The sequence below is a fragment of the Azospirillum sp. genome (assembly GCF_050789165.1).
This window is the reverse complement of record NZ_JBOZRT010000118.1, coordinates 46316-57535: the sequence shown is the minus strand read 5'-3', so window position 1 is coordinate 57535 and position 11220 is coordinate 46316. Positions and strand designations below refer to the sequence as shown.

Genomic DNA, 11220 nt, shown 5'->3' with positions numbered 1-11220 from the left:
TCGGCGAAGCGCTCATCATGACAGCGCTCGGCCTTGCCGTCGCCATCCCCGCCACCTTCGGCTACAACGCCCTGGTTCGCGGCAACAAGTCGATCACGCGGCCGCGCGGCCCGCCGGGTGGAGGCCTGAGCCCATGGAAACCCGCGCCAGCTACATCCTGGTCGGCAGCTTCGTGCTGACCCTGATCGCCGGGCTGTTCGGCTTCACCGTGTGGGTCGCCAAGATCCAGCTGGAGGAGTCGCGCCAGCCCTACCGCATCTATTTCACCGGCTCGGTCACCGGTCTGCAGACCGGCAGCCCGGTGCGCTACCAGGGCATCCCCATCGGCACCGTCACCGACCTGCGCCTGGACCCGGAGAACGTGTCGCGCGTGCGCGTCACCATCGAGGTGGCCGCCGACACGCCGATCAAGACCGACTCCATCGCCTCGCTGGAGGTGCAGGGCGTCACCGGTGGCGCCTACGTGCAGATCACCGGCGGCACGCCGGAGAGCAAGCTGCTGCGCGAGACCGAGCACAAGGGGATCCCGGTCATCCAGTCCCGCCCCTCGACCCTGGCGACGGTGGTGGACGCGGCGCCGCAGATCCTCGCCCGCGTGCTCGACCTGACCGACCGCCTGTCCGCCGGGCTGATGAGCCCGGAGAACCTGCAGGCGCTGACCCAGACGCTGGACAACGCCCGCCGGGTCAGCGGCGACGTCGCCGCGGCCACCCAGGGCCTGGACGGCACGGTGCGCGAGCTGACCGGCCTGCTGGCCGAGCTGAACCGCACCGCGCAGACGGTCGGCCCGCACCTCGACCAGACGGTGGTGCAGGCCGGCAAGAGCATGCAGACGGTGACGGCCGACTTGCACGAGCTGACCGGTTCGCTGAAGCAGGCGTCGGCGCAGCTGAACGCCATGGTGACCGAGAACCGGCAGCCGGTGCGCGACTTTGCGCAGACGGGGCTGTATGAGATAACGCTGCTCGTCACCCAGTTGCGCGACCTGTCGGCGCAGATCGGCCGCGTGGTGGGGCGCATCGAGAACGATCCGTCGAACTTCCTGTTCGGCGGCACCCGCAACGGCGTGGAGATCCGCGGACGATGATGGTTGCGCGTTTTGGCCTGCTGGCGGCGCTGACGCTCGCGCTGGGCGCCTGCGCCGGGGCGCTCAGCTCGCCCCCGGCCAAGCTCTACACGCTGAACCCGGCCACGCAGGCCGATCCGTCGCTGCCGCAGGCGGGCTTCCAGCTGCTGGTGGAGACGCCGGTGGCCGGCGCCGGGCTCGACACCCAGCGAATCGCCGTGGAGAAGTCCGCGACCGCCATCGACTACCTCTCCGAGTCGGCATGGACGGACCGCGCGCCGGCGATGATCCAGGGGCTGATCGTCCAGTCCTTCGAGGACAGCCGCAAGATCGTCTCGGTCGGGCGCGACAGCGTCGGCCTGCGCTCCGACTTCGTGCTGCGCAGCGAGCTGCGCGACTTCGAGGCGGAGTACTCGACGCCGGGCGCCGCGAACCCCGACCGCGTGCACGTCCGCATCGCCGCCAAGCTGGTCGGCATGCCGCGCCGGACCATCGAGGCCGGCGAGACCTTCGAGGCGATCGTGCCGATCAGGGACCCCGGCGTGCAGGGCGTGGTCACCGCCTTCGACGCGGCGCTGCGGCAGGTGATGGAGCGCATGGTCGCCTGGACCCTGCGCACCGGCACGGCCATCGCGGCGGGCGGCGGCACGGGGGCCAGCGGGGCGTCGCGGGGGCGGTGAAAAAGGTCATATGTCGTCCTGGCAAAAAACCTTGCCCGGGGGAGTGTTTTGCCTACGTATTGAGGGGTCCGGAACCAGTCGGGTGCCTGCCCCATGATCGACGTGAACGGCCTGCCACGCGACGTGCTCGAGGCGATGGGCGAGGCTGCACGCGAGGTGCGCACCTGCCAGCGGGTGCTGGCCAAGACCGGCGACACCGTGGTCGGCGAGCTGCTGCGCGGGCAGGGCTCGGTGTACGAGTGGAAGCACTACCCGCAGGGCGACGTCTACGACGCCGAGTACCACGCCCAGTACTACTACCACTGCCACCCCGAATCCGAACGGCCGCACGGCGAGCACGGGCATTTCCACACCTTCCTGCGCCCGCTCGGCATGCCCGACGGCATCCGCCCGGCGTTGGTGGAGGATTATGTGCCGCCGGCCGGCGAGAACGACGCGTTGTCGCACCTCATCGGCATCGCCATGGACCCGAGCGGGCGCGCGGTGCGGCTGTTCACCACCAACCGCTGGGTGACCGGCGAGACGTGGTACGCGGCGCCCGACGTGGTGCGCATGCTGGACGGCTTCGTCATCGACCACGCCCGGCCGTCCTGGCCGGCGAACCGCTGGATCACCGCGCTGCTGCGCATGTTCCGCCCGCAGATCGAGGACCTGCTGCACCGGCGGGACGCGGCGATACGCCGCTGGGCCGAGACGCACCCGAACGGCAACGTCTACGAGGATCGCGGCTTGGAAGTCACCTCGCAGACCGCCATTTCCGTGGAGGAACAGCTCGCCGTCATCGAGGGCGCGCTGCGGGCGGTGAGGCGGCGCGCCGCAACCGCCTGTTAACAAAGGTTCAATGCTTCCGCACCATGCTGCGGAGGAATTGACCGGCCGTCCCGCGGCCGGCGGGGAGGCTGTGACAGGAAGGGTCCGCGACCCATGACGGAACATTTGTCGAAGGACGACGTCGTCCGCCTCCTGTCGGATCCGTCCCCGAACACGCGGGCCGATCTGGCGGCGAAGGTGGCGCGCCAGTTCGAGGCGGCCGAGCTTTCGGACAGCGAGCGCACGCTGGCGGAGGAGATCATCCGCGCCATGGCGCGCGATGCCGTGGTGCGCGTCCGCCAATCCTTGGCCGAAAACCTGAAGGCGAGCGCCAACCTGCCGCGCGACGTGGCTCTCACTCTGGCCAAGGACGTCGAGGACGTCGCCATCCCGATTCTCAGCGTCAGTCAGGTGCTGACCGACGCCGACCTGCTGGAGATCGTCCGCTCCGGCACCGGCGCCAAGCAGACGGCCATCGCCGTCCGCCCCAGCGTGTCGCCGCGCGTCGCCGACGCGCTGGTCGAGACCGGGTCGGAGCAGGCGGTCGCCGCGCTGGTCGCCAACGAGGGCGCGCAGCTGGAGGAGGGCGCGCTGGGCCGCGTCATCGACCGCTTCGGCGCGTCGGAAGCTGTGCAGGCGCCGCTGGTGCAGCGCGCCAAACTGCCGATCACCATCGCCGAGCGGCTGGTCGCCGTGGTGTCGGAAAAGTACCAGCAGTACCTCGTCACCCACCACGAGCTGTCGCCCAAGACCGCCGCCGACCTGATCCTGCAGAGCCGCGAACGCGCCACCGTGACGCTGCTGAACGGCGAGAGCGACGAGGTGGCGCTGGAGCGGCTGGTGGTGCAGCTCTCCCGCTCGGGCCGCCTGACGCCGCCGCTGCTGGTGCGGGCGCTGTGCATGGGCGATGTCGGCTTCTTCGAGGCGGCGGTGGCGCATCTCGCCGGCGTGCCGCTGACCAACGCGCGGCTGCTGATCCACGACGTCGGCCGGCTGGGCCTGAAGTCGATCTACGACCGCGCGAAGATGCCGCCGGCCCTGCTGCCGGCTTGCCGGATCGCGCTCGACGTGCTCAAGGAGACGCCCTATGACGGCGAGGAGCACGACCGCGAACGCCACCGCCGCCGCATGATCGAGCGCATCCTCACCCAGTACGAGGATCTGGCGGCCGACGACCTCGACTACCTGCTCGACAAGCTCGGCGACCTGATGCACGTGGGGTGATTTTACCCTCTCCCGTCCCGGGAGAGGGATCCACATCTTCGCCCACACCCCTCTAGCCAAAAAGTACGCGTGGCGGATAGTACCGCATCGTGACAAACTGGCATGCCCACGTGGCGCCGGTTTCGCCGAGTCGTGCCGGCAAAGAAAAACGGGGAGGGAAGCACCGATGAGCAAGGACAAGGGATTCCGCGACAACGTCGAAGGCGTCGTCGAAGGGCGCCGCAGGTTCCTGGCGCAGGTCGCCGTGGCCGGCGCGGGCGCCGCTGCGGCCTCCACGGTCGGCGCGCCGTTCGTCTCCAACCCGGCCCACGCCCAGACCACGACCTGGAAGGTGCAGACCTCCTGGCCGGCCGGCGTCGGCCTCGCCACCTTCAAGGACTGGTGCGCCTCCATCAAGGAAAAGACCGGCGGCGAGCTGGAGATGAAGGGCTTCGGCGCCAAGGAGGTGGTCGGCGACTTCGAGCTGCTCGACGGCGTCAAGAACGGCGTGCTGGAGGCGATGAACTCCTTCACCCTGTACTGGGCTGGCAAGCTGCCGGCGACGGCCTTCCTCAGCTCCTACACGCTCGGCCTGCGCTACCCGCACGAGTGGGACATATTCTTCTACTCCGGCGGCGGGCTGCAGGCGGCGCGCGACATCTTCGCCAAGCAGGGCCTGTACTACGTCAACCGGATCCACCACGACGCCAACATCATCCACTCGAAGAAGCCGATCCGCTCCATCGACGACTTCCGCGACCTGAAGCTGCGCGTGCCCGGCGGCATGATCGCCGAGACCTTCGCGGCGGCCGGCGCCAAGACGACGCTGCTGCCCGGCGGCGAGGTGTTCGCGGCGCTGGAGAAGGGCACCATCGACGCCGCCGACTACACCGGCCCGGCGGTCAACTGGGAGCTGGGGTTCCAGCAGGTCACCAAGTACATCTCCATGGGGCCGGAAGGCTTGATGTCGATCTACCAGCCGGTCGACCTGATGGACTTCGTCGTGAACATGGAGGTCTGGAACAAGCTGTCGCCGAAGATGAAGACCTTCCTCGAAAACGAGGTGCAGGTTTATTCCAACGTCCACTTTGGCGCGATCCAGAAGGCCAACGACGTCGCCTGGAAGAAGTTCGCGCAGGCCGGCGTCGAGAACAACCGGCTGAGTTCGGAGGACGTCGAGCGCTTCACCGAGATCGCGGTGCCGATCTGGTACAAGTGGGCCAACAAGGACAAGGACGCGGCCCGGCTGTTCAAGATCCAGCTCGACCTGATGATGTCGCCCTCCATCGGCTACGTGAGCCCGTCGCACATCAAGGGCCAGACGCTCAGCCTCTGACCCCGGGAAAGGGCGCCGCACGCGGCGCCCTTTTTCGTCCGATCGTGCCGACATCCGACTTCCGAGGGTTTGCCTATGCCGAGTCTCGGCTTCGTCCTGCCGCACTGGCTCTATTGGGCCGCGCTGCTGTTGTTCCCCCTCGTCGCCATGGCGATGGTCAAGCGCGAGGAGGCCCGCCGCCGCCACCCCGCCGTCTCGCTGCCCATCGCCTACCTGTTCCTGGTCTGCGGCGGCTTCGCCGGGCTGCACCGCTTCTACCTGAAGAGCGCGTGGGGCTTCCTGTACGTTCCGCTGCTGGTCGCCATCATCTACGGCAACGCGCAGGAGCGGAACCTGCGCGAGACCATCTCCGCCGCGCGCGCCAACACCCTGTCCTACGAGCGCGTCATCCACCGGGAGGAGGCGGCGGTCAAGCGCGGACGTTCCGGCGCGCAGGAGCGGCTGGACGCCGCCAAGGCGCAGTTCGCCGACGCCGACGCCAAGCTGAAAGCCGTGCAGGAGCAGTCGGCGTGGTGGCACGGCGCCACCGGCATCGTCGCGCTGGTCATGCTGGCCGCGCTGGCGGTGGACGTCGTCCTGCTGCCCTCCGCCGTGCGCCGCACCCGCATCCGTGAGGAGTCCGAGGCGCAGGTGCACCCGCACGACGTGCCGTTCGAGCTGCCGCCCGAGGACGTGGCGGCGCGCCCGCCGACGCATTCCATCGCGCGCGCCATCGACGGCATGAACCACTGGGTCGGGCAGTTCATCGCCTATTGGACGGTGATCGCGGTCTTCGCCTACTTCTACGAGGTGGTCGCCCGCTTCCTGTTCAACTCGCCGACGAACTGGGCGCACGAGAGCATGTTCCTGATGTTCGGCATGCAGTACCTGCTGTGCGGTGCCTACGCGCTGCGCACCGAGAGCCACGTGCGCGTCGACGTCCTGTACGTGAAGATGGGCCCGCGCGGCCGCGCCGTCGCCGATGTCTTGACCTCGTTCTTCTTCTTCGTGTTCACCCTGACGCTGCTGGTCACCGGCTGGCGCTTCGCCCAGGACGCGGTGAACATGGGCGAGACCTCCTTCACCGAGTGGGGAATCCAGTACTGGGTGGTCAAGCTGACCATCCCCGTCGGCGCGGTCCTGCTGCTGCTGCAGGGAGTCGCGCACCTGCTGCGCGACATCGACCTCGCCTTCGGCCCGTCGTCGCGCCTGCCGGCGCCGCGCCCGGCCGCGACGCACGAGACCCACGGCAGCCTGGGAGGGGCGTGATCCATGGCGCTTCCGATCACCATCGAGCTGCTGACGATCCTGATGTTCGGATCGCTGATCGTCGTGCTGCTGGCCGGCCTGCCCATGGCCTTCGTCACCGGCGGTCTGGCGGGGATCTTCCTGTTCCTGTTCGCCGACGTGGGCATGCTGAACATGCTGCCGTCGCGCGTCTTCCCGTTCATGACCGACTACCAGCTCTCCGCCATCCCGCTGTTCATCTTCATGGCGGCGATGCTGGAGCGCGCCGGCATCATCGAGGAGCTGTTCGAAGTCGTCTACAAGTTCATCGGCGCGGTCAACGGCGGCCTCGCCTCGGCCACCGTCATCGCCTGCACGGTGCTGGCGGCGATGGTCGGCGTGGTGGGCGCCACCGAGGTGACCATGGGCATGATCGCGCTGCCCGCCATGATGAAGCGCGGCTACGACCACAAGCTGGCCTGCGGCGCCCTGCTGGCCGGCGGCACGCTGGGCATCCTGATCCCGCCCAGCGTCATGGCCATCGTCTACGCCGTGGTGGCGCAGCAGTCGCTGGGCGAACTGCTGGTCGGGTCGGTGTTCCCGGGGCTGCTGCTGTCGGGGATGTACATCGCCTACGTGACGGTGCGCTGCTACATCAACCCGAGGCTCGGGCCGCCGCTGCCGCCGGGCGAGCGGGTGAGCTTCGCCGAGAAGATGCAGCTGCTGAAGGGCACCATCACGCCGATCCTGCTGATCGTGCTGGTGCTGGGCGTGATCTTCGTCGGCATCGCCACGCCGGTGGAGGCGGCGGGCATCGGCACCTTCGGCGCGCTGTTCGTCTGCGCGCTGCACCGCCGGCTGTCGTGGATCGCGGTGCGCGAGGCCTCCATCGCCACGCTCAAGGCGACCGGCATGGTGATGTGGATCTTCTTCGGCGCCACGCTGTTCGTCGGCTTCTTCATCGTCAAGGGCGGGCAGGAGTTCGTCACCAGCGGCCTGCTCGGCCTGGGGCTCAGCCCCTACGGCGTGCTGGCGCTGATGATGGTGATCCTGTTCATCCTCGGCATGTTCCTGGACTGGGTCGGCATCCTGCTGCTGACCGTGCCGATCTTCCTGCCGATCCTGAAGTCGCTGGACTTCTCCGGCCTGTTCGGCTTCGCCGGGCCGCATCCTGGAGATATTCCGCTGTGGTACGGCGTGATCTTCATGGTGAACATGCAGATGGCGTTCCTCAGTCCGCCCTTCGGCTATTCGCTGTTCTACCTGAAGAGCGTGGCGCCGCCGGAGATCAGCATGGCGACGATCTTCAAGTCGGCGGTGCCGTTCCTGGGAATCCAGGCGCTGGGCGTCTACCTGTGCATCCTGTTCCCTGAGATCGTGCTCTGGCTGCCGCGGCTGGTGTACGGCTGAGGGAGCGTTCGGCAGGGAGCGTTCGGGGCCGAGGGCTGTTGTGCGGCCGGTGGGGGTTGTTTCCCCGCCGGCTCCCCCCTAATAGGGGGCACCAGACCCATCCGCCAACGCCGAGGACGATTCCCCCGTGTTCGAAGACCTGCTTCCGGAACTGATCGCGCTCGGTCAGGTGATCTTCATCGACCTCGTGCTGGCCGGCGACAACGCCATCGTCGTCGGCATGGCGGCGGCCGGCGTGGCGCGCGAGCAGCGGGCCAGGGTGATCTTCTGGGGCATCGCCGCAGCGGTGGTGCTGCGCATCGTCTTCGCGCTGCTGACCACGCAGCTGCTGGCCATCATCGGCCTGACCTTCGCCGGCGGCGTGCTGCTGCTGTGGGTGTGCTGGAAGCTGTTTCGCGAATTGCGCGAGCCGCACGGCGAGGCGGAGGGCGCCGAGCTGGTCTGCGGCGAGGACGGCGTCGAGACCGCGACGCCCGTCGGGACCAAGCCGATGGGGACGGCGATCTGGCAGGTGGTCGTCGCCGACGTGTCGATGTCGCTGGACAACGTGCTGGCGGTGGCGGGCGCCGCGCGCGAGCACCTGTGGGTGCTGGCGGTGGGGCTGGTGCTGTCGGTCGGCCTGATGGGCGCCGCGGCCAGCCTGATCGCGCGGCTGCTGGCGCGCTGGCACTGGATCGCCTACATCGGCCTGGTGGTGATCCTGTACGTGGCGCTGAAGATGATCTGGGACGGTGGTTTCGAGATCATGACGGCGGCGGCGGGGTAACCACCCCGCCTTCCCTGGGGCGTCCGGCGGGCCGGCGCCCGCTCGCCCTGGGGCAAGTTGTCGCGCGGCACGACGTACCCTGGTCTTACCAATCCCACAAGCAGACTCTCCCCAACGGTTCCAGCGATTTACGCTGTACCTTAGAACTAGAAAAGGGAGAGTCCTGATGTCGATGCGCGTAGTGGTATCCTTCATCGCGCTGCTCGCCGGCACCGTCGGCGTGGTCTCCGCCGCCCAGGCCGCCGGCGACGAGCCGATCCAGCCGATCAAGGCCGCGGCCCCGCAGGATCCGGCGCTGGTCGAGCTCGGCAAGAAGCTCTATTTCGACACCCGGCTGTCGAAGTCCGGGTTCATCTCGTGCAACTCGTGCCACAACCTCTCGATGGGCGGCACCGACAACCTGAAGACCTCGATCGGCCACAACTGGCAGAAGGGCCCGATCAACGCGCCCACCGTGCTGAACTCCAGCATGAACGTCGCGCAGTTCTGGGACGGCCGCGCCGCCGACCTGAAGGCGCAGGCCGGCGGGCCGATCGCCAACCCGGGCGAGATGGCCTCCACCCACGCGCTGGCGGTCGAGGTGCTCGCCTCCATCCCTGGCTACGTGTCCGAGTTCAACGCGGTGTTCGGCAGCCCGAAGGTCGATATCGAAAAGGTCACCAAGGCCATCGCCGCCTTCGAGGAGACGCTGGTCACCCCGAACTCGCGCTTCGACCGCTGGCTGAACGGCGAGAAGACCGCGCTGGCCGCGGCTGAGGTCGAGGGCTACCAGCTGTTCAAGGACAGCGGCTGCGTGGCCTGCCACAACGGTCCGGCGGTCGGCGGCGCCTCGTTCCAGAAGATGGGCGTGGTCGAGGCGTACAAGGCCACCAGCCCGGCCGAGGGCCGCGTCGCCGTCACCAAGGACGAGGCCGACCGCTTCAACTTCAAGGTCCCGACCCTGCGCAACGTCGAGCTGACCTACCCCTACTTCCACGACGGCGAGGCGGCGACGCTGACCCAGGCCGTGGACACCATGGGCCGCATCCAGCTCGGCAAGACGTTCAGCGCGACCGAGAACGCCAAGATCGTCGCCTTCCTGAAGACGCTGACCGGCGATCAGCCGCGCTTCACGATGCCGATCCTGCCGCCGTCCACCGACGCCACCCCGCGTCCGGTGCCGTTCGGCAGCTGACGCGTCGACCCGCGCGGGGGCTGTATCACAGCCCCTGCGCGCCGCGCAGGTCGGTGCCGTCCATCCTGGCGCCGGCCAGCTCGGCGTCGGCCAGCATGGCGTTCATCAGGTTGGCCCCGGTCAGCCGGGCGCCGCTGAGGTCGGCGCCCTCCAGGTCGGCGCCGGCCAGCTTGGCCTTGCTGAGGTCGGCGGTGACCAGGATGGTCTTGCGCATGCGGGCGCGCGACAGGTCGGCCGGCCACTGGTGGCCGCCGGTGATGACCAGCGGGCCGAGGCGGGCGCTCGACAGATCGGCCTCGTCCATCGAGGCGCGGTGCAGGTTGACGCCGCGCAGGTCGGCCTCGAACAACGTGGCGCCGCGCAGGTCGACCAGCGACATGTCGGCGGTCACCAGCGAGGCGCCGGACAGGTTGGCGGCGCGGATCTTCGCCGTGCGCAGCACCGCCGCCGACAGGTTCACCCCCGACAGGTCCAGCCCCGACAGGTCGCGGCCGGAGAGGTCGGCGCGCTTGCCGTTCTTGCCGTTGCTGGCGACCCAGGCGTCGTGCTGTTCCAGGATTTCCGCCAGCTCCTCGCCGTACAGCGCGCGCGCTTCGGCCAGACGGGCGCCGGTGAGGCGGGCGGTGGTCAGGTCGACGCCGTCGGTCAGGGCGCCCAGCATGTTGGCGCCCTCCAGCTTGGTGTGGCGCATCACCGTGCGGCTGAGGTTGGCGCCCTCCAGCTTGGCGCCGCTCAGGTTGGCTTCCGAGAGGTCGGCGCCCTCCATGTCGCAGCCGGTGAGGTCGGCGTTGCGCAGGTCGGCGCGCATCAGCTTGCTGCCGCGCAGGCAGGTGTCGCGCAGGTCGGTCTGCAGCACGAAGCTGTCGGAGATCTTCGCCTGGCTGAGGTTGGAACGCGCCAGCACCGCGTCCGACAGGTCGGCCTGCGCCGACATCTGCACCATCGGCCGCAGGTCGCCGCCCGCCGCGTTCATCAGCATGCCGTTGCGCAGGTCGGCCTGCATCAGGTTGCACCCCGCCATCATGGCGCCGCGCAGCAGCACGCCGCGCATGTCGGCGCGGCCGAAGTTGGCGCGCACCATCTGCGCCCGGCGCAGGTCGCTGCCGAACAGCGAGGCCCCCTGCAGGTCGGTGCCGTTCAGCCGCGTCCCCACCAGCCGCGTGCCGGTGAGATCCGCACCGGCCAGCACCCGGCCCGACAGGTCCAGCCCCGACAGGTCGTACAGCTTGAGGATCGCCCGCGCCCCGCCCGGACGCGAGCGGGCGAACGCCTCGTGACGGGCGACCACGGCGTTCAGCTGCTCCTGGGTCAGGCGCACGCGCGTGGTGGTGGTCGGCTTTGCCTTTGCTGCGGCGGCGACCGTCGGCGTGACGGCCGCGGAGTCGGCGGAGGCGTTCTGCTCCATGCCGGTGACCCTTCCCAAATGGGCGACGCATTCGGGGCGAATTCGTCGCAACTTACGAAAGCTGGTGCGGCACAGTGTCGCGTCAATCGAACGTACATCATCTTTTTGTCGTAGGTATTTGGTCGGGGGGCGGGGCTGGGGTCCTTGACGCCCCAGGTGTGCTC

At 68.9% G+C, this 11220-nt stretch carries 11 protein-coding genes; 10 read left to right on the top strand and 1 reads right to left on the bottom strand.

Annotated elements, in window-relative coordinates; genetic code table 11:
• Nucleotides 1–17: 17 nt before the first annotated feature.
• The 10 genes from ACRWK7_RS26385 (at nt 18) to ACRWK7_RS26340 (ending at nt 9651) form a co-directional block, all read left to right on the top strand.
• Nucleotides 18–179: a hypothetical protein gene (locus ACRWK7_RS26385; RefSeq protein ID WP_431859366.1), complete on the top strand. Its 162-nt coding sequence runs from the start codon at nt 18–20 to the stop codon at nt 177–179.
• Nucleotides 134–1087, top strand: a complete 954-nt coding sequence (locus ACRWK7_RS26380) for an MlaD family protein (RefSeq protein ID WP_431859358.1) — start codon at nt 134–136, stop codon at nt 1085–1087. Before ACRWK7_RS26385 ends, ACRWK7_RS26380 begins: the two co-directional genes overlap by 46 nt.
• Nucleotides 1084–1746 (top strand): ABC-type transport auxiliary lipoprotein family protein, encoded by a 663-nt coding sequence (locus tag ACRWK7_RS26375; protein WP_431859356.1) that lies wholly within the window; start codon nt 1084–1086, stop codon nt 1744–1746. The genes ACRWK7_RS26380 and ACRWK7_RS26375 overlap by 4 nt, the downstream gene beginning before the upstream one ends.
• Before the next feature lie 93 nt (nt 1747–1839).
• Nucleotides 1840–2577 carry a DUF6969 family protein gene (locus tag ACRWK7_RS26370; protein ID WP_431859355.1) on the top strand — a complete coding sequence of 246 codons (738 nt, stop codon included), beginning with the start codon at nt 1840–1842 and terminating at the stop codon, nt 2575–2577.
• 93 nt (nt 2578–2670) lie between these two features.
• A complete protein-coding gene (locus tag ACRWK7_RS26365; protein WP_431859353.1) occupies nt 2671–3780 on the top strand; it encodes a DUF2336 domain-containing protein in 1110 nt (369 codons plus the stop codon).
• 166 nt (nt 3781–3946) lie between these two features.
• On the top strand, nt 3947–5095 hold the full coding sequence (gene dctP / locus ACRWK7_RS26360) for a TRAP transporter substrate-binding protein DctP (RefSeq protein WP_431859352.1): 1149 nt from the start codon (nt 3947–3949) through the stop codon (nt 5093–5095).
• Nucleotides 5096–5170: 75 nt separating this feature from the next.
• Nucleotides 5171–6343, top strand: coding sequence for a TRAP transporter small permease subunit (locus ACRWK7_RS26355; RefSeq protein WP_431859350.1), 1173 nt, complete (start codon nt 5171–5173; stop codon nt 6341–6343).
• 3 nt (nt 6344–6346) lie between these two features.
• Nucleotides 6347–7711: a TRAP transporter large permease gene (locus ACRWK7_RS26350; RefSeq protein WP_431859349.1), complete on the top strand. Its 1365-nt coding sequence runs from the start codon at nt 6347–6349 to the stop codon at nt 7709–7711.
• A gap of 127 nt (nt 7712–7838) precedes the next feature.
• Nucleotides 7839–8477, top strand: coding sequence for a TerC family protein (locus tag ACRWK7_RS26345; protein WP_431859347.1), 639 nt, complete (start codon nt 7839–7841; stop codon nt 8475–8477).
• Between the two features lie 166 nt (nt 8478–8643).
• Entirely contained in the window at nt 8644–9651 is a 1008-nt protein-coding gene (locus ACRWK7_RS26340) for a cytochrome-c peroxidase (protein WP_431859346.1), read from the top strand.
• A 25-nt stretch (nt 9652–9676) separates the two neighbouring features.
• Here ACRWK7_RS26340 and ACRWK7_RS26335 read toward each other — a convergent pair whose 3' ends face one another.
• Nucleotides 9677–11056, bottom strand: a complete 1380-nt coding sequence (locus tag ACRWK7_RS26335; RefSeq protein WP_431859344.1) for a pentapeptide repeat-containing protein — start codon at nt 11054–11056, stop codon at nt 9677–9679.
• Nucleotides 11057–11220 lie beyond the last annotated feature (164 nt).